The organism is Neorhizobium sp. T25_27, from assembly GCF_002968565.1.
Classification (GTDB): Bacteria; Pseudomonadota; Alphaproteobacteria; order Rhizobiales; family Rhizobiaceae; genus Neorhizobium; species Neorhizobium tomejilense.
In genome coordinates this window covers 63,821-89,982 of the sequence record NZ_PVBJ01000006.1, presented here as the reverse complement: position 1 = coordinate 89,982, position 26,162 = coordinate 63,821, and the positions used below count along the sequence as shown (strand labels likewise).

25 protein-coding genes are annotated in these 26,162 nt (G+C 63.3%); 20 read left to right on the top strand and 5 right to left on the bottom strand.

From position 1 onward, the window contains the following. Nucleotides 1-19: 19 nt before the first annotated feature. Genes cysT through C5J24_RS18080 form a run of 3 tightly spaced genes read left to right on the top strand, consistent with a single transcriptional unit; the run spans nt 20 to nt 2,747 of the window. Nucleotides 20-841, top strand: coding sequence for a sulfate ABC transporter permease subunit CysT (cysT, locus tag C5J24_RS18090; RefSeq protein WP_046666499.1), 822 nt, complete (start codon nt 20-22; stop codon nt 839-841). Nucleotides 842-843: 2 nt separating this feature from the next. After that, nucleotides 844-1,731: a sulfate ABC transporter permease subunit CysW gene (cysW, locus tag C5J24_RS18085; protein ID WP_105419788.1), complete on the top strand. Its 888-nt coding sequence runs from the start codon at nt 844-846 to the stop codon at nt 1,729-1,731. Further along, nucleotides 1,728-2,747, top strand: a complete 1,020-nt coding sequence (locus tag C5J24_RS18080; protein WP_105419786.1) for a sulfate/molybdate ABC transporter ATP-binding protein — start codon at nt 1,728-1,730, stop codon at nt 2,745-2,747. Before cysW ends, C5J24_RS18080 begins: the two co-directional genes overlap by 4 nt. Here the strand turns inward: C5J24_RS18080 and C5J24_RS18075 are convergent. The 3 genes from C5J24_RS18075 to C5J24_RS18065 all read right to left on the bottom strand — a co-directional run bounded on the left by C5J24_RS18075 (nt 2,744) and on the right by C5J24_RS18065 (nt 6,107). Further along, nucleotides 2,744-3,844 (bottom strand): DNA alkylation repair protein, encoded by a 1,101-nt coding sequence (locus tag C5J24_RS18075; protein WP_105419784.1) that lies wholly within the window; start codon nt 3,842-3,844, stop codon nt 2,744-2,746. The genes C5J24_RS18080 and C5J24_RS18075 overlap by 4 nt on opposite strands. A gap of 130 nt (nt 3,845-3,974) precedes the next feature. Then, nucleotides 3,975-5,411, bottom strand: coding sequence for an NAD-dependent succinate-semialdehyde dehydrogenase (locus C5J24_RS18070; protein ID WP_105419782.1), 1,437 nt, complete (start codon nt 5,409-5,411; stop codon nt 3,975-3,977). Between the two features lie 114 nt (nt 5,412-5,525). Next, a complete protein-coding gene (locus tag C5J24_RS18065; protein ID WP_105400036.1) occupies nt 5,526-6,107 on the bottom strand; it encodes a cupin domain-containing protein in 582 nt (193 codons plus the stop codon). Nucleotides 6,108-6,325: 218 nt separating this feature from the next. On the opposite strand from C5J24_RS18065, the gene C5J24_RS18060 reads away from it, so the two are divergent. Together C5J24_RS18060 and C5J24_RS18055 are read left to right on the top strand one after the other, a co-directional pair. Further along, nucleotides 6,326-6,799, top strand: coding sequence for a VOC family protein (locus C5J24_RS18060; protein ID WP_105419780.1), 474 nt, complete (start codon nt 6,326-6,328; stop codon nt 6,797-6,799). A gap of 11 nt (nt 6,800-6,810) precedes the next feature. After that, nucleotides 6,811-7,305 (top strand): SRPBCC family protein, encoded by a 495-nt coding sequence (locus C5J24_RS18055; RefSeq protein WP_105419778.1) that lies wholly within the window; start codon nt 6,811-6,813, stop codon nt 7,303-7,305. A 95-nt stretch (nt 7,306-7,400) separates the two neighbouring features. Here the strand turns inward: C5J24_RS18055 and C5J24_RS18050 are convergent, their stop codons facing one another. Next, the gene (locus C5J24_RS18050) at nt 7,401-8,576 is read right to left on the bottom strand and encodes an acyl-CoA dehydrogenase (RefSeq protein WP_046600012.1); all 1,176 of its coding nucleotides are present in this window, start codon (nt 8,574-8,576) and stop codon (nt 7,401-7,403) included. 116 nt (nt 8,577-8,692) lie between these two features. On the opposite strand from C5J24_RS18050, the gene C5J24_RS18045 reads away from it, so the two are divergent. Then, entirely contained in the window at nt 8,693-9,625 is a 933-nt protein-coding gene (locus tag C5J24_RS18045) for a LysR family transcriptional regulator (protein ID WP_105419776.1), read from the top strand. 174 nt (nt 9,626-9,799) lie between these two features. On the opposite strand, the gene C5J24_RS18040 is transcribed toward C5J24_RS18045, so the two are convergent. Next, nucleotides 9,800-11,227, bottom strand: coding sequence for an amidase (locus tag C5J24_RS18040; RefSeq protein WP_105419774.1), 1,428 nt, complete (start codon nt 11,225-11,227; stop codon nt 9,800-9,802). A 151-nt stretch (nt 11,228-11,378) separates the two neighbouring features. On the opposite strand from C5J24_RS18040, the gene C5J24_RS18035 reads away from it, so the two are divergent. The 14 genes from C5J24_RS18035 to C5J24_RS17970 all read left to right on the top strand — a co-directional run bounded on the left by C5J24_RS18035 (nt 11,379) and on the right by C5J24_RS17970 (nt 26,123). Then, nucleotides 11,379-12,476 (top strand): LacI family DNA-binding transcriptional regulator, encoded by a 1,098-nt coding sequence (locus C5J24_RS18035; RefSeq protein WP_105419772.1) that lies wholly within the window; start codon nt 11,379-11,381, stop codon nt 12,474-12,476. Continuing rightward, the gene (locus tag C5J24_RS18030; protein ID WP_105400044.1) at nt 12,473-13,507 is read left to right on the top strand and encodes a PotD/PotF family extracellular solute-binding protein; all 1,035 of its coding nucleotides are present in this window, start codon (nt 12,473-12,475) and stop codon (nt 13,505-13,507) included. The genes C5J24_RS18035 and C5J24_RS18030 overlap by 4 nt, the downstream gene beginning before the upstream one ends. A 100-nt stretch (nt 13,508-13,607) precedes the next feature. After that, nucleotides 13,608-14,450, top strand: coding sequence for an ABC transporter permease (locus C5J24_RS18025; protein ID WP_105400045.1), 843 nt, complete (start codon nt 13,608-13,610; stop codon nt 14,448-14,450). Further along, complete coding sequence (locus tag C5J24_RS18020) at nt 14,447-15,229, top strand: ABC transporter permease (protein ID WP_105400046.1); 783 nt, start codon at nt 14,447-14,449, stop codon at nt 15,227-15,229. The genes C5J24_RS18025 and C5J24_RS18020 overlap by 4 nt, the downstream gene beginning before the upstream one ends. Continuing rightward, complete coding sequence (locus tag C5J24_RS18015; protein WP_105419770.1) at nt 15,222-16,259, top strand: ABC transporter ATP-binding protein; 1,038 nt, start codon at nt 15,222-15,224, stop codon at nt 16,257-16,259. Before C5J24_RS18020 ends, C5J24_RS18015 begins: the two co-directional genes overlap by 8 nt. An 11-nt stretch (nt 16,260-16,270) precedes the next feature. Further along, the gene (locus tag C5J24_RS18010; RefSeq protein ID WP_105419768.1) at nt 16,271-17,212 is read left to right on the top strand and encodes a nucleoside hydrolase; all 942 of its coding nucleotides are present in this window, start codon (nt 16,271-16,273) and stop codon (nt 17,210-17,212) included. Beyond that, nucleotides 17,209-18,996: an adenine deaminase gene (locus tag C5J24_RS18005; protein WP_245446688.1), complete on the top strand. Its 1,788-nt coding sequence runs from the start codon at nt 17,209-17,211 to the stop codon at nt 18,994-18,996. The genes C5J24_RS18010 and C5J24_RS18005 overlap by 4 nt, the downstream gene beginning before the upstream one ends. Before the next feature lie 9 nt (nt 18,997-19,005). Continuing rightward, entirely contained in the window at nt 19,006-19,683 is a 678-nt protein-coding gene (locus C5J24_RS18000) for a phosphoribosyltransferase (RefSeq protein WP_105419766.1), read from the top strand. Nucleotides 19,684-19,775: 92 nt separating this feature from the next. Further along, nucleotides 19,776-20,825, top strand: a complete 1,050-nt coding sequence (locus tag C5J24_RS17995) for a dipeptidase (protein ID WP_105420118.1) — start codon at nt 19,776-19,778, stop codon at nt 20,823-20,825. 46 nt (nt 20,826-20,871) lie between these two features. Then, nucleotides 20,872-22,515 carry an ABC transporter substrate-binding protein gene (locus C5J24_RS17990; protein WP_105419764.1) on the top strand — a complete coding sequence of 548 codons (1,644 nt, stop codon included), beginning with the start codon at nt 20,872-20,874 and terminating at the stop codon, nt 22,513-22,515. Between the two features lie 80 nt (nt 22,516-22,595). Beyond that, the gene (locus C5J24_RS17985) at nt 22,596-23,600 is read left to right on the top strand and encodes an ABC transporter permease (protein WP_371674639.1); all 1,005 of its coding nucleotides are present in this window, start codon (nt 22,596-22,598) and stop codon (nt 23,598-23,600) included. Then, nucleotides 23,597-24,541 (top strand): ABC transporter permease, encoded by a 945-nt coding sequence (locus C5J24_RS17980; RefSeq protein ID WP_046634445.1) that lies wholly within the window; start codon nt 23,597-23,599, stop codon nt 24,539-24,541. The genes C5J24_RS17985 and C5J24_RS17980 overlap by 4 nt, the downstream gene beginning before the upstream one ends. Further along, a complete protein-coding gene (locus tag C5J24_RS17975) occupies nt 24,538-25,377 on the top strand; it encodes an ABC transporter ATP-binding protein (RefSeq protein ID WP_105419760.1) in 840 nt (279 codons plus the stop codon). The genes C5J24_RS17980 and C5J24_RS17975 overlap by 4 nt, the downstream gene beginning before the upstream one ends. Further along, nucleotides 25,374-26,123 (top strand): ABC transporter ATP-binding protein, encoded by a 750-nt coding sequence (locus tag C5J24_RS17970; protein ID WP_105419758.1) that lies wholly within the window; start codon nt 25,374-25,376, stop codon nt 26,121-26,123. The genes C5J24_RS17975 and C5J24_RS17970 overlap by 4 nt, the downstream gene beginning before the upstream one ends. Nucleotides 26,124-26,162 lie beyond the last annotated feature (39 nt).

Here is a 26,162-nt window from a genome sequence, read left to right as displayed (position 1 = left end):
GCAAAGAGGAAACGACCGCTTGAGACGCAATGTCCTGCCCGGGTTACGCCTGTCGCTGGGGGTGACGCTGTTCTATGTCGGGCTGATCGTGGTCCTGCCTTTGGCAGCTCTGGTCTTCAAGGCCGCGAGCCTCGGCCCCGAGGACTATTGGCGGATCGTCTCCTCGTCCCGGGCGCTCGCGAGCTACCGCGTCACCGTGCTCTCCGCGCTCGGTGCCACCGTCTTCAACCTGTTCTTCGGCCTGGCGCTCGCCTGGGTGCTGACGCGCTATCGGTTCCCGGGCTGGCGGATCGTCGATGCCATGGTCGATCTGCCCTTCGCGCTGCCGACGGCGGTGGCCGGCATTGCCCTGACGGCGCTTTTCACCACCAACGGCTGGTTCGGTTCCATCCTTGCCGACCTCGGCATCAAGGTCGCCTATACGCCGCTCGGCATCATGATCGCGATGTGCTTCACCTCGCTGCCGTTCATCGTGCGCACGGTGCAGCCGGTGCTGGAAGATCTCGATCCGGCTCTGGAAGAGGCGGCGCAGTCGCTTGGCGGCTCGGACTGGCAAATCTTCCGCAAGGTCATCCTGCCGCTTCTGACCCCGGCGCTGCTTGCCGGCGTGTCGCTGTCCTTCGCCCGCTCGCTCGGTGAGTTCGGTGCGATCATCTTCATCGCCGGCAACCAGCCGATGTCGACGGAGATCACCGCACTTCTCGTCTTCATCCGGCTGGAGGAATACGATTACCAGGCCGCAGCCGCCATCGCCTCGGTGCTGCTGATTGCGGCCTTCGTCATGCTCGCGCTCACCAACTGGATGCAGTCGCGGGCGCTTCGCTACACGGTGAGGGGGTGACCATGGACGCGATCCGTACCGGCAGAAAGCCGCCGCGCGTCGGCGACCAGCCGCTCTTCCGCCGGATGCTGATCGGCATCGTTCTGGTGATCGTCGCCCTGCTGATCGTCGCGCCGCTGGTGGTCATCGGCGTCGAGGCCTTTTCCAAGGGGTGGGCTGTCTATCGCGACACGATCATTCACCCGGATACGCTGCATGCGATCGGGCTGACGGTATTTGCGGCGATCGTCGCCGTGCCGGTCAACACCGCTTTCGGTATCGCAGCCGCCTGGTCGATCACCAAGTTCGACTTCTGGGGCAGGCGCTTCCTGCTGGTCGTCATCGAGATCCCGTTTTCGGTCTCACCGATCGTTGCGGGTGTTGCCTATCTCTTCGTCTACGGCCTGCAGGGCGTCTTCGGTCCGACGCTGGACGAATACGGGGTCAAGATCCTGTTTGCGATCCCCGGCATCATTCTCGCCTCGATGTTCGTCACAGCCCCCTTCGTTGCCCGCGAGTTGATCCCGCTGATGCAGGCGCAGGGCCGCGATCTTGAGGAAGCAGCCACCTCGCTTGGCGCGTCCGGCTGGCGGACCTTCTTCTCGGTGACGCTGCCGAACATCAAATGGGCGCTGCTTTACGGCGTCGTGCTCTGCAACGCCCGCGTCATGGGCGAGTTCGGCGCGGTCTCGGTCGTCTCGGGCAATATTCGCGGGCAGACCAATACGCTGCCGCTGCATATCGAGCTGCTCTATCACGACTACCAGGCGGCCGGCGCCTTTGCCGCGGTCTCCATCCTGGCGCTCATCGCCGTCTTCACCATCATCGCCAAGGTGGCGCTGGAGCGCCAGGGAGCCGGCCGCGTCCGTCGCCCGGCTCTGGTCGCCAATCCCGCGGAGAAAACCCAATGAAAATCCGCCTCGAAAACGTCGTCAAAACCTTCGAGACCTTTCGCGCCGTGCGGGATGTCTCGCTCACGATCGAAAGCGGCGAACTCGTCGCGCTGCTAGGCCCCTCCGGTTCCGGCAAGACGACCATCCTGCGCATGGTCGCCGGCCTCGAATATGCCGATGGCGGCCACATCTATTTCGGCGATCAGGACGCCACCGACATCCCGGTGCGAGACCGCGGCGTCGGTTTCGTCTTCCAGCATTACGCGCTGTTTCCGCATATGACGGTGGCGGAAAACATCGCCTTCGGCATGAAGGTCTCGAAAGTGAAGCGCGAGAAGGCGGCGATCGACGCGCGCGTCGTAGAACTGCTGAGATTGGTGCGCCTGGACGGTCTCGGCGACCGGTTCCCGGCGCAGATTTCCGGCGGCCAGCGGCAGCGGGTGGCGCTGGCCCGGGCGCTGTCGGTCGATCCCAAGGTTCTGCTGCTCGACGAGCCGTTCGGCGCACTCGACGCCAATGTGCGCCATGACCTGCGCCGCTGGCTGCGCGAGATCCACCGCGAGCTCGGCATCACCACGATCTTCGTCACGCACGATCAGGAGGAGGCGCTGGATCTCGCAGATCGCGTCGTCATCCTGAAAGACGGCCACATCATCCAGCAGGGCACGGCGGAAGAGGTCTGCCGCAATCCGCAGTCCGCCTTCGTGATGAAGTTCCTGGGCGACGCCAACGTGCTCGCCGCGGAAGTGCGCGACGGCAAGGCCTATGCAAGCGGTGCTGCAATCGACGTTTCCGGCATTGCGGACGGCAAGGCGGAACTCTACGCCCGCCCCGCCGATCTCGACTGGTCCGCGCAGGGGCCGGGCATTCCGGCCAGCATCACCCGCGTGCTCGACCGCCCGGACGGACGGCGGGTGCTGGCGACCACCGAGACCGGCGAACAGCTGGAATTCGACGTCGAGCCGGAGCGGGCTGTGAAGGCGGGCGAGGGCGGTTTTGTGACGCTGCGGCGGGCGAAGGTGTTTGCGGTCTAAGTCGTCAGTTCAAACGCACCCTCGGCCAGCACCTCGCCGTTGATCATCAGCTGGACCGGATGCCGGCCGGCATAATGGACGCGGGTGGTGAAGTCGCGGATGGCGCGGATGATCGTGAGTTCGCAGCTCTCGCCGGCACCCAGCCTGATCTCCTTCCACTTGAAGACCTTCTTCGACGTGCCGCCGGCCTTCTTCACGTAGTGGACGGCATAATCGACGACCAGCTTCTGCGGCGCCGAGGCGGTCGACACCATCCTGGCCGATATCTTCACCGCGCCGCCGAGTTTCAGCGACGACGGCGTCACCGCGAAACTGTCGACCTTTACCTCCGCCTTTTCGCCGGCGCCGAGATGGTGGAGCGCTTTTGCATCGCCCTTCTTGATCAGCGTGCGCAGCGCCTGTTTGATAATCCAAACGGTGCGCGGGTCGTCCTTTGGCCAGTCAGTGATCCTGTCGAACACCCAGGCAGGGTGGTCCTTGGTGATGTCGTTCAGATGGTTGGCGACGGATTTGCGCACGTAAAGGCTCGGGTCGCTTCTCAGGTTTTCGAGGATCGGCGCGACAGGCGAGGGGTCGGCAATCAGTTCTTTCAGCTGGAACGACCAGGGCAGGCGCGGGCGGCAGCCTTCGCTCGAAAGCCGGCGCACGTGCTCATTGTCGTCCCGCGACCAGCGCTCCATCACCTTCAGCGTCCGGCCGAGGTCCTTCAGGAGGAAATGCCGGACGGCGAATTCCGACGAGCCGAAGCGGGTGAAGAAGGCGAGCGCCTCCATCGACAAGTCGAAATGGTCATGGCCATGGAGCGCCACATATTCCGGCAGCACGATGGAGGCGAAGCCGTGGTTGATGCGCGGTGCGAGAGCCCGCAGGATGTCGATATTCTTTTCGAACCCGCCCGGCAGGACCGCATGGTAGGCAATGGCGATCTGACGCAGGCGCTGCATGATGCTCAGATCATCGAGACCGGCGGAAGTGAGCGTCTGAAAGCGTTCGCCATCGAAGCCGGGATGGATGGCCTTGGTCTCCGCCGCAAAATGCCGGAGGCGATCGCGGTTGAAGATTTCCTTCAGGAGCGGTGCTGCTTCAGTCTCGGCCATGGTGCCTCATCCGGTGTTCACTGTTTGTTTTGGTATTTGACTCGAGTGACACCGGCAAGGGCAAAAGAAAACGCCGGCCGGTGCATGGGCACCGACCGGCGTCGAGAGTTCGGTTTGAAAAACCGTCAGATCAGCTCATCTGGCTGACGAAGCGGGTTTCGAGATAGGCTTCGGTGGCTTCCGAGCCGCCTTCCGTGCCGTAGCCAGAGTCCTTGATGCCGCCGAACGGTACTTCCGGCAGGGCCAGACCGTTGTGGTTGATGGTCAGCATGCCGGCTTCCACCTGGCGGCTGAGCGCATGGGCGGTCTTGACCGAGCCGGTGAAGGCGTAGGAGGCGAGGCCGAAGGGCAGGCGGTTGGCTTCCGCGATCGCATCGTCGTAATGCGAGAAGCGGTTGATGATCGCGATCGGGCCAAAGGGCTCGTCGTTCATGATCTTCGCCGAGGTCGGCACTTCGGAGAGCACCGTCGGTTCGAAGAAGTGGCCCTTGTTGCCGATGCGGTGGCCGCCGGTCTTCAACTCGCCGCCATGGGTGATGGCGTCCTGAATCAAAGCCTCCATGGCCGGGATGCGGCGCTCGTTGGCGAGCGGACCCATGGTCACGCCGTCTTCCAGGCCGTTGCCGACCTTGATCGCCTGTGCCGCCTTGACGAAACCGGCGGTGAACCTGTCGGCGATACCGTCCTGCACGAGGAAGCGAGTCGGGGCGACGCAGACCTGGCCGGCGTTGCGGAATTTCGACATGGCAGTGACTTCGATCGCCTTTTCGAGGTCGGCGTCGTCGAAGATCATCACCGGCGCATGGCCGCCGAGTTCCATGGTGGCGCGCTTCATGTGCTTGCCGGCAAGGGCGGCCAGATGTTTGCCGATCGGGGTGGAGCCGGTGAACGAAATCTTGCGGATGACCGGATGCGGGATCAGGTATTCGGAAATCTCGGCCGGAATGCCGTAGACGAGGTTGACGACGCCTGCGGGCACGCCGGCATCGATGAAGGCGCGGATCAGTTCGGCCGGCGAAGCGGGCGTTTCTTCAGGCGCCTTGACGATGATCGAGCAACCGGTCGCAAGAGCTGCGGAGAGCTTGCGGACCACCTGGTTGAGCGGGAAATTCCAGGGCGTGAAGGCGGCAACAGGGCCGACCGGCAGCTTGATCGCCATCTGCGAGACGCCGCTCATGCGGGCCGGGATGATCTGGCCATAGGTGCGGCGGGCTTCTTCTGCGAACCAGTCGATCGTGTCGGCTGCGCCCATGACTTCCATCTTCGATTGGGCGAGCGGCTTGCCCTGTTCGCGGGTCATGTAATAGGCGATCTGGTCGACGCGCTGGCGCAGCAGGTCGGCGGCCTTGCGCATCAGCTTTGAGCGGTCGAACGGCGAGGTGTCGCGCCAGATCCTGAAGCCCTTTTCGGCGGCTTCCAGCGCCAGATCCAGGTCCGCCTTGCGGGCATGGGCTATTTTCCCGATCACCTCTTCCGTCGCGGGATCGGAAACATCGATGGTTTCGCCGCCGATGGCATCGCGCCATTCGCCGTTGATGAAAAGCTTGACGTCGGGATAGCTGTGCATGGTGTCCACTTTCATTTCAAGGCTGGATACGCCGTTTTAAGGCGTTGGGAGAGGGTCCGGGAATATCGGGTTCTGACCTAAAATAATTGACAGCAACAATCAACGTTGCTCTTCTTAAAGATAGGGTGGCGTGCAGGCACTTACCACCTCGCAGCGCTCGGTTCCGACGTTGCGATATCGGTGCGGCTGACGGCTGTCGAAGAGGAAAGCGTCACCCTTTTTGAGGATACGCGTCTGGCTGCCGACGGTCAGTTCCAGTTCGCCGGCGACGACCACCCCACCTTCTTCCGCCTCATGCTGCAGCATGGTCTCGCCGGTATCGGCGCCGGGCTCATAGAACTCGTGGAAAATCTGGATGCTGTGGGATTTGGCGTCGCCGACCTGCAGCAGGGTCAAAGCGCCGGTCGAAAGCGGCGTCAGTTCATCGGCGCGGTAGAACACCTGGTCGACCGGCGGCAGCGTCAGCGCGAAAAAGTCGGTCAGCGGATAGTTGATTGCTTCGAGGATCTTCTTCAGCGAGGCGACCGAAGGGCTCACCTTGTTTTTCTCGATCAATGAGACGAGGGAATGGGTGACGCCCGCCTTGACCGCCAGCGCCCGCTGCGACAGGCCGTGCTGCTTGCGCACCAGACAAAGACGCTCGCCGACATTGAAACCGCCACCGGCTCCTTCCGCCGAATTCTCCATGGCGTGCATTCTTCACAACGACCTTTGTTTCATTTCCTCGCCGCCGATCACGGCAGCATTTCACTGATACACCGAAGGCGGGAATTTCTCCAATGACGAAAAACGGCGCGGTTGGTGAGTGGATGCAAATTTTTTCGGCGGGATGTCGGATTAGCGAAAGCCCGTGCGTCTTTAAGATATGGTAGCCATCGGCGACCGCGCAACCAGATTGAAAAGGGAGAAATGCAATGGCGAAGAACACGATCTGCTTATGGTTCGACAAGGACGCCGAGGAGGCTGCCCGCTTCTATGCTGAGACTTTTCCGGATAGCGCGGTCGGCGCCGTAATGCGCGCGCCCGGCGATTACCCGGACGGCAAGCAAGGAGACGTACTTGTCGTGGAATTCACCGTTGCCGGAGTGGCATGCATCGGCCTGAACGGCGGCCCGACCTTCAAGCACAACGAAGCGTTTTCCTTCCAGATCTCGACCGAAGACCAGGAAGAGACCGATCGCTACTGGAACGCCATCGTCGGTAACGGCGGTCAGGAAAGCGAATGCAGCTGGTGCAAGGATAGATGGGGTATCTCCTGGCAGATCACGCCACGTGTCCTCATTGAAGCCCTGGCTGTCGGTGGCGGCGAGGCGAAACGTGCCTTCGAGGCGATGATGACCATGAAGAAGATCGACGTCGCGGCAATCAAAGCTGCCCGGCGGGGCTAGGGGGACAACCAATGGACAAAGACGTGAGCAATGGCCGCACGGCGGTCGAACGGCGGTCCGAGCGGGAACTCGTCGTGACGCGCAGCTTCGACGCCCCGGTTCGCCTCGTGTTCGATGCATGGACCAAGCCCGAATTGTTCAAGCTGTGGTGGGCGCCCAAATCCAGCGGGGTCCCGCTTCTCGCCTGCGAGATGGATGCCCGTGTCGGAAGGGGCTATAGCGTCACGTTCGGACATGACGCCGCAAGCTCCATGACTTTCTTCGGAAAATATCTCGAAGTATCGCCGCCCTCGCGCCTCGTCTGGACCAATGACGAAAGTGAAAACGGCTCCGTCACCACGGTCACCTTCGAGGAGGAGGAAGGCGGCAGGACGCTGCTGGTCCTGCATGAACTTTATCCTTCCAAGGAGGCGGCCGACGAATCCTGCGCCGGCATGGAAGGTGCGATGCCCGAACAGCTCGGGCAGCTGGATGAACTTCTCGTCACCCTGGGCGCGCGCGTGTGAACCCGCGACCGCCATTCGGCTGAAACACCAAGATATAAAAGCCCGGCGCGCTGGAAGCGGCCGGGCTTTTATCCGATAGGGCCATTCGCCTGGGCTCAGAAGAACGCCTGGATGCCCGTCTGGGCGCGGCCCAGGATCAGCGCGTGGACGTCATGCGTGCCTTCATAGGTGTTGACCGTCTCCAGGTTCTGCGAATGGCGCATGACGTGGTACTCGATCTGGATGCCGTTGCCGCCGTGCATGTCGCGGGCTTGCCTCGCGATATCCAGCGCCTTGCCGCAATTGTTGCGCTTGACGATGGAGATCATTTCAGGGGCCATCTTGTGTTGGTCCATCAGTTGGCCGACGCGGAGCGAAGCCTGCAGGCCAAGCGTGATTTCGGTCTGCATGTCGGCGAGCTTCTTCTGGTAGAGCTGCATGCCGGCGAGCGGCTTGCCGAATTGCTTGCGGTCAAGACCGTATTGGCGAGCACGGAACCAGCAGTCTTCCGCCGCACCCATGACGCCCCAGGAGATGCCGTAGCGGGCGCGGTTGAGGCAGCCGAAGGGACCCTTGAGGCCCGAAACGTTCGGCAGGATCGCATCTTCGCCGACTTCGACGCTGTCCATGACGATCTCGCCGGTGATCGAGGCACGCAGCGACAGCTTACCGCCGATCTTCGGCGCCGAGAGACCTTTCATGCCCTTTTCGAGCACGAAGCCGCGGATCTCGTTGTTGTGGGCTTCCGATTTTGCCCAGACGACGAAGACGTCTGCGATCGGTGCGTTGGAAATCCACATTTTCGAACCGCGTAGGCGGTAACCGCCTTCGATCTTTTCGGCGCGGGTCTTCATGCCGCCCGGATCTGAGCCGGCATCCGGCTCGGTCAGGCCGAAACAGCCGATCAGTTCGCCGGAGACGAGGCCGGGCAGATACTTCTTTTTCTGCTCGTCGGAGCCGTAGGCGAAGATCGGGTAGATGACCAGCGAGGACTGCACGCTCATCATCGAGCGGTAGCCGCTGTCGATACGCTCGATCTCGCGGGCGACGAGGCCGTAGGCGACGTAGGAGGCATTGGCGGCGCCGTATTCTTCCGGCAGGGTCACACCGAGCAGGCCGGTCTGGCCCATCAGCTTGAACAGGCCCTTGTCGGTCGTCTCGTCGAGATAAGCTTCCTGGACGCGCGGCAGGAGTTCGGCCTTGGCGAAGGCGGCAGCCGCGTCACGGATCATCCGCTCCTCGTCGGTCAGCTGCTCTTCGAGAAGAAAGGGATCGTTCCAGGAAAAAGCCAAGGGTCTGCCTCCGGTTTGAAAAATCTGGCAAATTGAAGTTTAAAGAATTATCGCCAGCACGGCGCCCGAGAGCAAGCACCGTTTACTCATCAAGCCATGATCTATAGTAATAGGCAATGGTCAGCCTCTCGCGAAAATTGCTCCCCTCCACCTCCGCGCTCGCGGCCTTCGATTCCGTTGCCCGGCTCGGCAGTTTCTCAGGCGCGGCGGAAGAGCTGTCGTTGACGCAAGGGGCGATCAGCCGGCAGGTTTCCGGCCTGGAGGAGCAGTTGGGGATCCAGCTTTTCGACCGTACCAGCCGCGGCGTCAGCCTCACTTCGGTGGGGGCGGAATACGCCAAGGTGGTTGCGAACGCACTGTCGCAGATCCGTTCCGCGTCATTGCAGGTCATGACCAAACGGCATAGCGATCAGCTGAACCTCGCGATCCTGCCGACCTTCGGTACCCGTTGGCTGATGCCGCGCATCCCGCAATTCGTCGCAAGGCATCCGGAGATCACGCTCAATTTCGCCACCCGCATCGGGGTCTTCGATTTCGATCGCGACGGCATCGACATGGCGATCCACATAGGGCCCAGGGGTGAAAAGGGGCCGGACTGGCCGGGCGCGGAATGCACCTTCCTGATGGAGGAAATGGTGGCGCCGGTCTCGTCGCCGGCATTCCTCGCTTTGCACCCCATCAAAAAGGCCGAGGACCTGATGCGCATGCCGCTGCTGCACATGGCCTCGCGGCCGGGCGCCTGGAACCACTGGTTCGAAAGCCTTGGCATCAGCGGAACGCCGTCGCAGGGCATGCGTTTTGAACAGTTCGGCAACGTCGCCCAAGCCTGTATCGCAGGCCTCGGCGTTGCGCTGATGCCGCTTTTGCTGATCGACTCGGAGCTGGCGAGCGGCCAGCTTGTCGAAGCGTACCCGCACCAGGTGACGAGCCCCAGCGCCTATTATGCGGTGGCGCCGCTCAGCAAGGTGGATTTTCGGCCGGTCGCCGCGTTTCGGGCGTGGCTGATCGAGGAGGTCGGGCGGTATCGGGAAGAAGTTGTGGGCTGGTAGAGTGGGTGCGGCATGTGATCTCCCCCCTTGTGGGGGAGATGCCCGGCAGGGCAGAGGGGGGTGTCGCGGCATACTCTTCGACAGTTGAATTCGCGGCGCCACCCCCTCTGTCACCTCTAGTGACATCTCCCCCACAAGGGGGGAGATTCTTGGGAGTTTGCCGCACCGTCTCGCCTACAGCCTCGGCCGCATGTCCAACCAATCGGTTGCAGCCTCATAGCCAAGCGCAATCTCCAGCACCGCCTTGTCGGCGCGCGGCCGGCCGATGATCTGGATGCCGGCGGGCAGGCCGTTTGCGCCAAAGCCGGCGGGCATGGCGGCGACCGGCAGGCCGGCCATCGAGGCGGGGACCACCACTTCCATCCAGCGGTGATAGGTGTCCATCGTCCGGCCGCCGATCGCCTTCGGCCAATGGGTTTCCGCATCGAAGGGGAAGACCTGGGCGGACGGCAGGATCAGGTAGTCGTACCGGTCGAACACCGTCAGCAGGTATTGATACCAGGCGCTTCGGCGTTTCGAGGCGAAGTGCACCTCGCGCGCCGTCATGTCGAGCCCGCGCTCGATTTCCCAGATGATCTCGGGCTTCATCTTGGCGCGCTTTTCCGGATCGTCGTAGTTGTCGCGCATGCCGCTCGCGGTCAGCCAGCTGCGCAGCGTCGTCCAGGAGCGCCAGAGGTCGTCCATGTCGAAGTCCGGAGCAAACTCGTCCACCGTGCAGCCGATCCCTTCGAAGACAGGAAGCGTCGCGCGGCAGAGTTCCAGCACGCCGGGTTCGAACGGCAGGTAACCGCCGAGATCGCCGAGCCAGGCGATGCGGGCGCCTGAAAAGTCGCGGCCATCCTGCGGCGTCAGGTCCTCGGTCGGCAGGGATAGCGGATCGCGCGGATCGTAGCCGGCCTGGATCGAAAGCAGGGCGGCAACATCGCTCACCGTGCGGCCCATGGGTCCGAGGACGGAGAGCTGGCCCATGAAGTTCTCGGGCTTCAGGGAGGAGGGGACGCGGCCGAAACTGGGGCGGAAGCCGACGACGTTGTTGAAGGCCGCGGGGTTGCGCAGCGAGCCCATCATGTCTCCGCCGTCAGCGACCGGCAGGAGATGTGCCGAAAGGGCCGCCGCCGCGCCGCCGCTCGAGCCGCCGACCGTCTTGGTCAGGTCGTAGGGGTTCCTGGTGACACCGTGCACCGGATTGTAGCTCTGCGAGCCGAGCCCTTGTTCCGGTGTGTTGGTCTTGCCGATGATGATCGCGCCGGCCGCGCGAATGCGCTCGACCATCACCTCGTCCTTCTCAGGCACGAAATCGGCAAAGATCGGCGAGCCATAGATGCAGCGGATGCCCTTCACTTCGCAGAGATCCTTGATGGCGATCGGCATGCCATGCATCCAGCCGCGCGATTTGCCTGAGGCAAGCTCTGCGTCGCGTACCATAGCCTCGGCCAGAAGCTCGTCCCGGCTGCGCAGGCTGACGATCGCGTTGATTGCGGGATTGAGCCTGTCGATTCGTCCCAGATAGGCCGTCATCACTTCGGCGCAGGAGGCCCGGCCATCATGGATCGCTTCTGAAAGTGCCGTGGCGGAAAGGCCGGTTATCTCGTCGTCCTGCATCGCTGTTTCCTCATGAATACTTGAGGATTTCCACAGGTCGGGGCGGGGAAGTCAAGGCCGCATGTGGGGATATCCGGACTGCATTTACAAACGACTCGACAAAGGCCGTTGATCAAAGTATTCGTGCTTAAACGTTTAATCAGAGCATGATATGGCTTCACCCCGTCCCGGACCGAACATGAGCGCCATCGCCGCCGCCCTCGGCGTGTCGGCGGCGACCGTGTCGAATGCGCTTTCCGGCAAGGGACGCGTGTCTCCGGAGCTTATCGAGAAGGTGCGCGCCAAGGCAAGCGAGCTCGGTTATGTGCCGAGCCTGACCGCCCGGGCGCTGCGCACCGGCCGCACCGGCGTACTCGGGCTTGTCCTGCCGGATATCGCCAACCCGCTCTTCCCGCAGATTGCCCAGGCGATCGAGAACGCCGCCTCGAATGCCGGCTACGGCGTGCTCATCGCCGACTCCCGCGGCGATATCGCGGCGCAGACCGAGGCGATCGGCCGGCTTCTGGAACGTGGCGTCGACGGCATGGTCATCGTTCCCCGGCGCGGCACGCGGATCGCCGATGTCGGCTGTCCCGTTGCCATCATCGATACGCCCTCGACGCCCGGCAATACCGTTTCGGCCGACCATTGGGACGGCGGCAGCCAGATGGGCCGCCATCTTGCGGAGCTTGGCCACCGCAAGGTGCTGCTGGTCGGCACCAGCGCTTCCTCGAACGTGCAGAACGACCGTATCGGCGGGCTGAAAGCCGGCCTCGGCGCGCAGGTCGAATGCGATACGATGTGGATCGAGAAAGTCGAGGCGGTTTCGGGCGAAGGCTGCCCGCTCGGTCTGGCGGACAAGGCCAGGGCGGGTTTCACGGCCTTTGCGGCTGTCTCCGATCTTTCGGCGCTTCGGGCGCTGACGGAGCTGCAGCGCGCCGGCATCGGCGTGCCGGAAACGGTCAGCGTCACCGGTTTCGACGATCTCATCTGGTCGGCGGTGGTCACGCCGGCGCTCACCACGGTACGCATGGACATGGCCACGATCGCCGATCTGGCGATTGCCGCGCTGATCCGCGCGATCGAGCCCGAGGGAGAGACCGAGAACGGAGCCGAGGAGGTTTCGACCGGCAACGTTACCTCCGAGACGGATCGCGTCCCGATGCAGCTCATCGTGCGCCAGTCGACGGCCGCCCCGCAGACCGGTCGCACTCCGAATTTGCATGCCCCAACCCCCAACAAGCCGACAGCAGGAGAAATCACATCATGAACAAGGTCATTCTTGCGTCGGGCACCGCCCTGATGCTCACCATGGGTGCCGCGCAGACCCCGGCCTTCGCCCAGGAAAAGACGCTGACGATTTCCGTCTATGCGTTGGCCCAGGACGAATACAAGCAGATCGTCTACGATCCCTTCCAGAAGATCTGCGGCTGCAAGCTGGTCGTCGAGACCGGCAACAGCGTCGAGCGCCTCGCCAAGATGGAGGCCAACAAGGCTAACCCGGTCGTCGACATGGCCGTCATCTCGATGGCGGATGCGCTCGCCGCCTCGCGCGCCGGCCTGACCGACAAGATCGATACCTCCAAGCTCTCGAACTTCAGCAAGCTCTATGACGTTGCCAAAAATCCGAACGGCGACGGCATGAGCGTCGGCTACACGTTCTATGCAACCTCGATCGCCTACCGTTCGGACAAGATGAAGATCGACAGCTGGGCCGATCTGCTGAAGCCGGAATATGCAAGCCACGTCGCATGGCCGAACGTCACCACCAACCAGGGCCCGCCGGCGCTCTACATGCTGGGTCTGGCGCTTGCCAAGGACACGCCGGACCTGAAGGCCCCGATCGAAGCGGTCGGTGCCAAGAAGGGCGAGATCGTTACCTTCTACGAAAAGTCGTCGCAGCTGGTGCAGCTGATGCAGCAGGAAGAAATCTGGGCAGCGCCGATCGGCCGCTTCACCTGGGCGCCCTTCACCAAGCTCGGCTTCCCGATCGCCTGGGCCACGCCGAAGGAAGGCCAGACGGGCGGCATGAACGTCATGACCGTCACCAAGGGCTCCAAGAACCGCGACCTCGCGCTGCAGTTCATGGATTTCTGGCTCTCGACCGAAGTCCAGACCAAGCTCGCCGAAAAGCTGATCGACAGCCCGTCCAACAAGGACGTCAAGCTTCCCGAAGCGATTGCCAATAACCTCACCTATGGCGAGGAAACGGCAAAGAGCCTGAAGCTGATCCCGTCCGCCGTCGCACTCGACAACCGTGCCGGCTGGATCAAGACCTGGAACGAGAAGGTCGGCCAGTAAGGGCCGACGCAACCACGGAATAGCCTCCCAAGGCTGAGGGATGCGGGCAGCGCGCGAATGCCTGCCCGCATCCTGACTCATTGAACAGGATCGAACCACCATGTTCCAGAACAGGGCCGAAGCGCTGGCACTTGCGTTGCCGGCCGCGATCTTCGCGGCGGCGGTGTTTCTCGTGCCTGTCGTGATCCTGCTATCGGATGGATTTCGCGTGCCGACCGGCGGCTGGACGATTTCCGCCTATACGGATTTCTTCTCCAACTCGCTGAACCAGACGGTCTTCCTGCGCACGCTCCGGCTCGGCGCCCTCGTTACCATCGCCTCGGCGGTGATCGGTTATGCGGCGGCGTTCGCGATCGTCAGCCTGGAACCCGGCGCCAAGGGCAAGGTCACAGGCCTCGTAGTGCTGCCGCTGATGATCTCGCCGGTCGCCCGCACCTATGCCTGGATCGTCATCCTCGGCCGCACCGGCATCGTCAACCAGGCTTTCCAGGCGCTCGGCATCACCGAAGCGCCATTGCGCATCCTGTTCTCGGAGACGGCTATTTTCATCGGCCTCTTACAGCTCTTCCTGCCGCTGATGATCATCTCGCTGATCTCGGCGCTCGAAAACATGCCCAAGGATGCCATTCCGGCGGCGCGCGTACTCGGCGCCAACTGGTTCCAGGTGTTCTGGAAGGTCGTGCTGCCGCTCACCAAGGAAGGCCTGGTCGTCGGCGGCACGCTGGTCTTCACCGGCTCGCTGACCGCCTATATCACTCCCGCGATCCTTGGCGGCTCAAAGGTGCTGATGCTCGAAACGCTGCTCTACCAGCAGGTTGCGGTCTCCAACAATTTCGTCGCTGCGAGCGTCATCGCCTTCATCCTGATCGTCATGAGCTTTGCCGCCAACATCCTTCTCAAGCGGGTCGCCACGGCGCGCAACAAGCAGAGGAGCCAGGCATGACGCTGCGCAGCCTCTTCATTCCGATCACGCTCCTCCTGGTGATCGCCTTCCTGATCGGCCCGTTCCTGATCATCGTCGCGGCATCCTTCTCGGCGGGCGAGACGCTTGCCTTCCCGCCGCAGGGGTTTTCGCTGCGCTGGATCGCCAAGGTCTTCACGGTCGAAAGTTTCCGCGCCTCGTTCGGCATGTCGCTGTTTTTGGCGATCGGCGGCACGGCGGCGGCGCTTGTCCTCGGCATTCCGGCCTCCTATGCACTGTCGCGCTACAAGCTGCCGGGAGCGGAGATCGTCCGCACCGTCGTCTCGGCGCCGATCATCGTGCCGGGCATCATCGTCGGCCTGGCGCTGCTGCGCTACATCGTCGTGCCGTTCCAGGTCGGCATCACGCTGGCGCTGTTCCTCGCCCATACGGCGCTGGTCTTGCCCTATGCGGTCCGGGTCGTCTCCGCCAGCCTCGACAACCTGCGCTCCGATATCGAGGAAGCGGCGGTGCTGCTCGGTTCCTCGCGGCTCGGTGCCTTCTTCCGGGTGGTGATGCCGAACATCCGCGGCGGCATCATGTCGGCCTTCATCCTCGGCTTCGTCACCAGCTTCAACCAGGTGCCGGTATCGCTGTTCCTCTCGGGGCCAGGCGTGCGCACCCTGCCGGTCGACATGATCGCCTATATGGAAATCGTCTTCGATCCCTCCGTCGCAGCGCTCTCGTCGCTGCTCGCCTTCCTCTCCATCGGCATCGTTTTCATCGCCGAACGTTTCCTGGGGTTCTCCCGCTATGTCTGATGCGTCCTATCTCTCGCTCGAAAAGCTGACGCTCGCCTATGGCGATTCCGTCGCGGTCGCCAACCTCGATCTCGATATCCGCAAGGGCGAGTTGATCGCGCTGCTCGGCCCTTCCGGCTGCGGCAAGACCACGACGATGCGGGCGATCGCCGGCCTGCTGGCGGTGAAGAGCGGCCATGTGCGCCTCGACGGCGCCGACATTACCCGGGTACCGGCGAACAAACGCGCAGTCGGCCTGATGTTCCAATCCTATGCGCTGTTCCCGCATCTCTCCGTCTACGAGAACGTCGCCTTCGGGCTGAAGCTCAAGGGCATGCGCGGCACCGAACTCGAGACCAAGGTCCAGTCCGGCCTGAAGTCCGTCGGCCTTTCGACCTTCGCCAACCGCAAGCCGGCCGAACTTTCCGGCGGCCAGCAGCAGCGCGTGGCGCTCGCCCGTTCGATGGTGATGGAACCGAAGGTGCTGCTGCTCGACGAGCCGCTGTCGAACCTCGACGCCCGCCTTCGCCTCGAAATGCGCACCGAGTTGCAGCGGGTGCAGAAGGAAACCGGGGTGACGATGATCTTCGTCACCCACGACCAGGCCGAAGCTTTGGCGCTCGCCGACCGCATTGTGGTCATGAAGAACGGTAAGATAGAGCAGATCGGTTCGCCGGAAGACATCTACAACCGCCCCACATCGTCCTTCGTCGCGGACTTCGTCGGGTTCGAAAACATTTTCCCGCTCGAAAACGGAAAGATGAAGACCAGCGCCGGTCTCATCGACCTTTCAGGCGACGTTTCCAGCGGGGCCCCTTCAGCGGCGGGCCTTGCCTGGCGGCCGCGTATGGTGACCCTGGGGACAGGTCCTTTCCAGGGCACCGTGCGCGGTACATCCTTTGCCGGCGATGCACGGGAATACCTGCTCGACAGCTCCTTCGGTCCGATCAAGGCCGAGGTGGAGGCGAGCCAGCCGGCGCATGCGCTGGGCGATGCTCTTGCCTTCGACCTGCCGGCCGAAAAGGCCGCGCCGCTGTCGCGATTCGTGTAGGATCCGCCGACATGGGTATCTGGATCGACACGGACATGGGTTTCGACGACATCGCTGCGATCATGGTCGCGGCGCATGCGGGGCTTGGCGTCGACGGCGTTTCGCTGGTCTTCGGCAACGCGCCTATCGAGCATGTCCGCCGCAATGCAGCCGGCGCAGCCTCCGCTTTTGTCTGGCCCTTCCCGGTCCATGCGGGACGCGCCGCACCGGTGCTTGCAAAAATGGAGACCGCGACCGGTATCCTGGGCCAGACCGGCATCCCGACCGCCGGCCGGGCTCTGCCCGAAGCACCGGATGCGTTTCATGCCGATGCCTTCGAAGCGCTCTGTTCCTGGCTCGAAAAGGGCAAAGGTGATGGTGAAGAGGGGGGTGAGCGCCGCATCATGGCGCTTGGACCGCTCACCAATATCGCGGCAGTGGCGCTCGCCCGGCCGGATCTTGCAGCCAGGATCACCGGTCTCACCTGGATGGGCGGCGGGGTCACCACCGGCAATCATACCGCATCCGCGGAGTTCAACGCCTTTGCCGATCCGGAAGCGTTGGCGATCGTGCTCGCTCACAAGATCCCGTTGCGGATGGTCGATCTCGATCTCTGCCGCAAGGTGCTCTGCGCGCCGGACGACGTCGCGCCGATCCGGGCTGCCGGCGGGCGCAATGCGGAACTGGTTGCCGATCTTCTCGCCGGGTTCGTGGCGATCGCCACCAGCCGCGGCCGTCCGGCCATGGCGCTCTACGATGCGGTCGCGGCCGTCGCCTTAGCCTTTCCGGAACATGTCACCTGGTGCGAAGCGCGCATCGATGTCGAACTGTCCGGCACGCTGACGCGCGGCCGCACCGTGGTCGAGACCCGCACCGGCCGGGGCGAATTCAATGCGGCCTATGGCGTCGATATCGACGTCGAAAAGGCGAGAGCCATCATTCTTGAAACACTGCGGGCAGAGGCAAGCTGGTGAAGAGTATCATCTCGAGCGTACAGGAGTTTACCGAGCCGGGCTTGCGTGACCGCGCCGTGACGGCGGCCCGCGGCGATGCGCCGTTCGATATTCTGATATCGGGCGGCACGCTGGTCGATATGGTGACGGGCGAGCTGCGCCCGGCCGATATAGGTCTCGTTGGCCCTGTAATCGCCAGCGTCCATGAGACCGGCTCCCGCTCGGATGCCGCGGAGATCATCGACGCTGCGGGCACATTCATCTCGCCCGGCCTCATCGACACGCATATGCATATCGAAAGTTCGATGGTGACGCCGGCGACCTATGCGGGCGCCGTGCTGCCGCGCGGGGTGACGACCGTCGTCTGGGACCCGCATGAATTCGGCAATGTCCACGGGACCGAAGGTGTGGCCTGGGCGCTCGAAGCGGTGAAGCCGCTGCCGCTGCGTGCCGTCGTTCTGGCGCCGTCCTGCGTGCCGTCGGCGCCCGGCCTCGAAATGGCCGGCGCCGATTTCGACGCGGCGACGATCGAGGAAATGCTGTTCTGGCCGAAGATCGGCGGGCTTGCCGAAGTCATGAACATGCGCGGCGTCATCGACCGCGATCCGCGCATGAGCGGCATCGTGCAGGCGGCGCTGGTGTCCGAAAAGCCGGTCTGCGGCCATGCCCGCAGCCTCGTCGGGCCGGATCTCGCAGCCTTCATGGCGTCGGGTATCACCTCCGACCACGAGCTCGTCTCCGGCGCCGACCTGATGGCCAAGCTGCGGGCGGGCCTGACGATCGAGATGCGCGGATCCCACGATCATCTGCTGCCGGAATTCGTCGAGGCACTCAACGCGCTCGGACGTTTGCCACAGACGGTGACGCTCTGCACCGACGACGTCTTCCCGGACGATCTCGTTCAGGGCGGCGGCCTCGACGACGTGGTGCGCCGGCTGGTGCGTTACGGCATGAAACCGGAATGGGCGCTGCAGGCGGCTACGCTCAATGCTTCCGTCCGCATCGGCCGCGCCGATCTCGGCCTGATCGCTGCTGGTCGCCGGGCTGATATCGTCCTCTTCGAGAATCTCACGGATTTCCGCGCCCGCCATGTCTTTGCCAGCGGCACGCTGATCGCGCGTGACGGCGTCATGACGGTGGAACTCGATGCGACCGACCCCTGCGTTCTGCAGGATTCGGTCAAGCTCAAGCCGCTTCAGGCGGACGATTTCAAACTGCCCGCAAAGGGCCGCAAAGTCAGGCTCGCGACGATCGATCGTCCGCGCTTCACAAACTGGGGGCAGACGGATGCGGATGTCGTCGATGGTTACGTGGTACCCCCGGAGGGCACGACACTGATCGCCGTGACCCACCGCCACGGCCGGGCCGACAGCCGCACCCGTCTTGGGTTCCTGACCGGCTGGGGCACGTGGAAGGGCGCATTCGCCACCACGCTTGCCCATGACAGCCACAACCTCACCGTCTTCGGGTCCGACCCGGCCGACATGGCGGCTGCCGCAAATGCGGTGATCGAGGCCGGCGGCGGCATGGCGGTGGCAACCGGCGGCAAGGTCGAAGCCCTGTTGCCGCTGCCGCTTTCCGGCCTCGTCTCGGAGGCGCCGATGGCGGAGGTGGCCGAAGGTTTCAGACAAATCCGCGCTGCCATGGACGGTCTCGTCGACTGGCAGCCGCCCTATCTCGTGTTCAAGGCCTGTTTCGGCGCGACGCTTGCCTGCAATCCCGGCCCGCACCAGACGGATCGCGGCATTGCCGACGTCGCCACCGGCACGCTATTGGAATCGCCGATCCTCGAAATTCTCGAATAGGAAAAGCGAATGCAGCCGCATGATTTCTGGCAGGACGTCCATCCGGCAGGTTCGTTCGATCGGGCGGGACCGTTTTCCGGTTTCTTCCCCGCGACACTGGACGACGGCAGCCAGATCAGGCTGCCGATCCGGCCGCTTGCGGACGGGGAGCACGCGCTCGCCTCCCTCATCATCAACCAGGCGAGCTTCGATGTGCAGGACGCGCTGGCCGCCGACCTTGCGCCGAAGATCGCGGCCTTTCGCCCGGAAGTCATCGTCGGCCTGCCGACTTTGGGTCTGACGCTTGCGGCTGCGGTCGCCCGCGCGCTCGGCCATCTGCGTTATGTGCCGCTCGGGACCTCGCGAAAATTCTGGTACGACGAAAACCTGTCGGTGCCGCTCTCCTCGATCACCACACCCGAACAGCAGAAGCGCCTCTATGCCGATCCGCGGATGCTGCCGCTGATAAAGGGCAGGCGCGTGGCGCTGATCGACGACGTGATTTCCAGCGGCACCTCGATTGTTTCAGGCCTCACGCTGATGGCCTCGCTCGGTGTCGAGCCGGTGGTCATCGGTGCGGCCATGCTGCAATCGGAGCGCTGGCACGACAAGCTCGATGCGTTCGGCACCGAATGGCGGCCGCGTGTGACGAGCGTTTTCAGGACCCCGATGCTGAAGAAGGCGGGCGAGGGGAGCTGGATGGCCTGACGCGTTTTCCGGCTTGCGAAAGAGGAGCGGCGGGCTAGGATCGCCGCATTGCTCACCTTGGAACTTTCACACGACAATCGGGAATGAACTTCATGGAACTGGTGTTCGACGGCCATAACGACGTGCTCCTGCGGCTCTGGCGGAACATGAAGGCGGGCGGCGATCCGGTTGCGGAATTTGCCAAGGGCACACCAGGCGGCCATATCGACGGGCCGCGCGCCAAGGCTGGCGGTCTCGCAGGCGGGCTCTGCGCCATCTATATCCCGTCCGGCGAACTGGTTCTGAAGGAACCCGATCAGAACGGTCACTACGTCACGCCGCTCTCCGTCCCGCTCGATCATCTGCCGTCGCTGACGACCGCGCTCGAAATGGCGTCGATTGCGCTCCGCCTCGACCGCGCTGGCGCCTGGCAGCTCTGCCGTTCGACCGCCGACATCGCCAAGGCGATTGACGATGGCCGTTTCGCCGCGGTCATGCATATGGAAGGCTGTGAGGCGATCGATCCGGATCTCGACAATCTCGAAGTCTTCCACGCTGCCGGCCTGCGTTCGCTTGGGCCCGTCTGGAGCCGCCACAACATCTTCGGCCACGGCGTGCCCTTCGCCTATCCGATGTCGCCCGACACCGGACCGGGCCTCACAGACCATGGCTTCGAGCTGGTCAGGGCCTGCAACACGCTCGGCATCCTGATCGATCTCGCCCACATCACCGAGAAGGGGTTCTGGGATGTGGCCAGGACTTCCGACCAGCCGCTGATCGCCAGCCATTCGAACGCGCATGCGCTGACGCCGGTCGCCCGCAACCTCACCGACAAACAGCTCGATGCGGTCAAGGAAAGCGGCGGCCTCGTCGGTCTCAACTATGCGGTGACCATGCTGCGCCCCGACGGGCGCGACAATGTCGCCACGCCGCTTTCAGACATGGTGCGTCATATCGACCACATGGTGCAACGCATGGGCATCGACCACGTGGCGCTCGGATCGGACTTCGACGGCGCCTCGATTCCCGAAGAAATACATGATGCTGCGGGCAATCAAAATCTGGTTGCGGCGCTCAAGGGAGCGGGCTACGCTGACGCAGAGCTGAAAAAGCTATGCCGGGAAAACTGGCTCAGAGTTTTGGGGAAGGCCTGGCACGAATAGGCTTCTTTCCAAAGGTCCAACGAACAAAAACAGGGGTACGCAGACCATGATCCATTCGCTCAACAAGAGCCTTCGAGTGCTGTCCACCAGCGCCGCACTCGGGCTGCTGCTGTCGGCGGCACCGCAGGCATTTGCCGCGACGCCGGCCGATACGCTCGTCGAAGGCTTCGCGATCGACGACATCATCACGATCGACCCGGGCGAAGCGTTCGAGTTGTCGACTGCCGAGATCACCGCCAATTGCTACAGCAAGCTCGTCATGCTGGACCCGGCCGATACATCCAAGGTGATCGGCGACCTGGCCGATAGCTGGACGACCTCCGGCGACGGCCTCACCTACACGTTCAAGCTGAAATCCGGCCTGAAATTCGCGTCCGGCAACCCGATCACTGCCGCCGATGTTGCCTATTCCTTCGAGCGCGCGGTCAAGCTCGACAAGTCGCCAGCCTTCCTGCTCACCCAGTTCGGCCTGACGGGCGACAATGTCACAGAAAAGGCGAAGGCCGCCGACGATACGACCTTCGTATTCACGGTGGACAAGCCTTATGCCCCGAGCTTCGTGCTGAACGTGCTGACCGCCACGGTGGCTTCCGTCGTCGACAAGAAGGTCGTGACGGAACATGCCAAGAAGGTAACGCCGAACGCCGACTACAAATACGACACGGATTTCGGCAATGAATGGATGAAGACCGGCTATGCCGGCTCCGGCCCCTACAAGACGATGGCCTGGCGCGCAAACGAAGCCGTCATCATGGAAGCCAACCCCAACTACTACGGCGAAAAGCCGAAGCTGAAGCGGGTTATCTACCGTCACATGAAGGAAAGCTCGGGCCAGCGCCTGGCGCTTGAAAACGGCGATATCGACGTTGCCCGCAACCTGGAGCCGGGCGATCTCGATGCGGTTCAGAAGAAGAACGGCATCCGGCTCACGTCGGCACCCAAGGGCACGGTCTATTACTTCAGCCTCAACCAGAAGAACAAGAACCTCGCCAAGCCGGAAGTGGTTGAAGCCTTCAAGTACCTTGTCGACTACGAGGCGATCGGCGCGACGCTGATCAAGGGCATCGGCGAGATCCACCAGACTTTCCTTCCCAAGGGCCAGCTCGGCGCGCTCAACGAAAATCCCTACAAGCTGGACGTGGCCAAGGCCAAGGAGTTGCTGGCAAAGGCAGGCTTCAAGGACGGCTTCACAGTGAGCATGGATGTGCGCAATACGCAGCCGGTGACCGGTATTGCCGAAAGCGTGCAGCAGACGCTGGCGCAAGCCGGCATCAAGCTCGAGATCATCCCTGGCGACGGTAAGCAGACGCTGACCAAGTTCCGTGCCCGCACGCATGACATCTATATCGGCCAGTGGGGCTCGGATTATTTCGATCCGAACTCGAACGCCGAGACCTTCACGATCAACCCCGACAATTCGGACGGGGGCAAGACCAAGACGCTTGCCTGGCGCAATGCGTGGGAGGTTCCGAAGGAACTCTCGGACGCCGCCAAGGGTGCGTTGCTCGAAAAGGATGCCGGCAAGCGCGCCGCCATCTACGAAGACCTGCAGCGGAAGGTGCTGGCGCAGAGCCCGTTCGTCCTCATCTTCCAGCAGACGGAAGTGGCCGGTTATTCGCCCAAGCTCAAGAACTTCAAGCTTGGCCCGAGCTTCGATACGAACTTCGTCTATACGGTGTCGAAGGAATAGCCTGAAAGGCCGCTTCCTTGACCTTGATCGATACGACAGTAGCGACACGGCGCAGACGGCGCCGTGCATCGTCTTCCACAATGGCAGTGCTGCGGTTCATCGTGACCGCGGCCACCACATTCCTCGGCCTGCTTGCCGTCACCTTCTTTATCGGCCGCGTCGTGCCGATCGATCCGGCGCTCGCTATCGTGGGCGACCGGGCGCCGGCGCATGTCGTAGAGAGGGTGCGCGAAGAGCTGGGCCTCAACCTGCCGCTCTACCAGCAGTTCTGGATCTATCTCAAGCAGGCCGTGACCGGTGATTTCGGTACCTCGGTGCTGACGACCAATCCTGTGATGACCGATATTGCCCGGGTGTTCCCGGCGACGATCGAGCTTGCCACGATTGGCACGCTCATCGGGGCGCTGATCGGCGTGCCGCTTGGGGTGCTGGCGGCGGTCAAACGGGGCAGCATCGCCGACCAGATCGTTCGCGTGATCGGCCTGATCGGTTATTCCGTGCCGATCTTCTGGCTGGGCCTTCTGTCGCTCGTGCTCTTTTATGCGCGCCTCAACTGGGTTGCCTATCCGGGCCGCATCGACATCGTCTACGAATACACGTTCACGCCGATTACCGGCTTTTATCTTCTGGACGCCATCTGGCAGGGCCAGTGGGACGTGGCCTGGGACCTGTTCCGTCACATCATCCTGCCGGGGTCGCTGCTCGGTTATTTCTCGCTCGCCTATATCAGCCGCATGACTCGTTCCTTCATGCTGAACGAACTGGCGCAGGAATATGTGGTCGCCGGGCGGGCCAAAGGGCTGTCGGAGACGCGGATCATCTGGTTCCACGCATTGCGCAATGCGGCGGTGCCGCTGGTGACGGTCATCGCGCTGTCCTATGCGGGCCTGCTCGAGGGGTCGGTGCTGACGGAAACCATCTTCTCCTGGCCCGGGCTCGGTCTCTATATCACCAATTCGCTGCAGAATGCCGATATGAATGCCGTGCTCGGCGGAACGATCGCCATCGGCGTCGTTTTCGTCAGCATCAATCTCTTCTCCGATCTTCTGTATCGGACGCTTGATCCCAGGACACGAAACCGATGAGCCGGCCCTCAATAGCCCTGGACGAGACCCCAAAGCCCTATAGCCGCGAATGGCTGCTGTCCGACCGACCCGCCTCGCGCCGCCAGGCCCAACTTGGTCGCGCCTACGTGATCTGGCGCCGGTTCGCCGAGAACCGGCTTGCGCTCCTGGGCCTCGCCATCATCGTGCTGCTGCTGGTGGTGGCTGCGTTCGCCGACGTCCTGGCGCCGCATAACCCGGTGCAGGGCGACCTGCGAAATTCCCGCCTGTTGCCGCTCGGCTCGCCGGGCTATCTGCTCGGCACCGACGATCAGGGCCGCGATATTCTCTCGCGGCTGCTCTACGGTTCGCGGCTGACGCTGCTGGTGGTGGTGCTGGTGGCGATCATCGCGGCCCCGATCGGGCTGATCGTCGGCACGGTCTCCGGTTATGCCGGCGGCTGGGTCGATGCGGTGCTGATGCGGATCACCGACATTTTCCTCGCCTTCCCGAAACTCGTGCTGGCGCTGGCGCTGGTCGCGGCCCTGGGTCCCGGCATCGAGAACGCGATCCTCGCCATCGCCGTCACCTCCTGGCCGCCCTATGCGCGTATCGCACGGGCCGAGACGATGACCTTCCGCAATTCGGAATTCATCTCGGCGGTGAAGCTGATGGGCGCTTCGCCCTTCCGCATCGTGCTGCGCCACGTCATGCCGCTCTGCCTCTCGTCGCTGATCGTGCGCGTCACGCTCGACATGGCCGGCATCATCCTCACCGCCGCCGGCCTCGGTTTCCTCGGCCTCGGCGCCCAGCCGCCGCTTCCCGAATGGGGCGCGATGATCGCCTCGGGCCGCCGCTTCATCCTCGATCAATGGTGGGTCGCCGCCATGCCGGGTTTTGCGATCCTGATCGTCAGCCTCGGCTTCAACCTGCTCGGCGACGGCCTGCGCGATGCGCTCGATCCGAAGGAGGCTGGCCAATGACGGTCAAGCCGCTCCTGACGGTCGAGGATCTGCAAGTCACCTTCCCGACCCGCACCGGCGACGTGCAGGCGGTGCGCGGCGTGTCCTTCGCGCTCGGCCGCGAACGGCTCGGCATCGTCGGCGAATCCGGCTCCGGCAAGTCGCAGACCGGGCGCGCGATCATGGGCCTGACCCCCGGCCACGCCAAGATCAGCGCACGGAAGCTGGCTTTCGGCGACCGGGATCTCCTGGCCATGCCGGCCCGCGAGCGGCGCGACCTGCGCGGCAAGAAGGTGGCGATGATCCTGCAGGACCCGAAATATTCGCTGAACCCGGTGATGACCATCGGTCGGCAGATCGTCGAGACGCTGAAGACGCACGAGAAGATTTCGACCTCGGCGGCCAAGGCGCGGGCGCTCGCCATGCTGGAAGCGGTGCAGATCAGCGATCCGGAACGGGTCTTCTCGCTCTATCCGCACGAGGTTTCCGGCGGCATGGGCCAGCGGGCGATGATCGCCATGATGCTGATCTGCGGCCCGGAACTGCTGATCGCCGACGAGCCGACCTCGGCGCTCGACGTCACAGTGCAGCTCGAAGTGCTGGACATCCTGGACAAGCTGGTGGCCGACCGGGGCATGGGGCTGATCTTCATCTCCCACGATCTCAGGCTCGTCTCTTCCTTCTGCGACCGCGTCATCGTCATGTATGCCGGTCGGATCGTCGAGGAACTGCCGGCCGCCAATCTCGCCGATGCGCAGCATCCCTATACGCGCGGGCTCTTGAACTGCCTGCCGACCATTGGTTCCGACCGGCATCCGCTGCCCGTGCTCGACCGCAAGCCGGAGTGGGCGTTATGACATCGGCTCTCTCCATCCGCGACATGGTCGTCACATACGATGAGTTTGCGGCACTCGATCATGTGAACTTCGATATCGGCACGGGCGAATCCTTCGGCATCGTCGGCGAATCCGGGTCCGGCAAATCGACGCTCCTGCGCGCCGTCTCGGGCCTTGCCTCCTTCGACCAGGGCACGCTCAGCGTCAACGGCCGCCCCTATTCCGGCCGCAAGCGCGACAAGGATTTCTACCGCACCGTGCAGATGGTCTTCCAGGACCCCTATGGCTCGCTGCATCCGCGCCAGACGGTCGACCGCTTGCTGCTGGAACCGCTCGTCATCCACCGTTTCACCGATATCGAGAAGCGCATCAACCGGGCGCTCGACGAGGTGGGTCTCGGGTCGGGCTTCCGGTTCCGCTATTCGCATCAGCTTTCGGGCGGCCAGCGGCAGCGTATCGCGATTGCCCGGGCGCTGATCCTGGAGCCGAAGATCCTGCTGCTCGACGAGCCGACCTCGGCGCTGGATGCCTCGATCCAGGCGGAAATCCTCAATCTGCTCGAACAGGCGCGCCGCGACCGTAACCTCACATTCGTGATGGTCAGCCACGATCTCGGCGTCATCAGCCATATGTGCGAGCGGCTGGCCGTGATGAAAAACGGCAAGGTGGTCGAGACGGTGCCGCGGAAAGCGCTGGAAAACCGCGAGTTTTCAGCCGATTATACCCGCCAGCTGCTCGTCGCCAGCGAAGGTTTTCGCCGCGGCTGACGAGCGTCTCGATTTTATCAACGTCACTATCCCGAAACC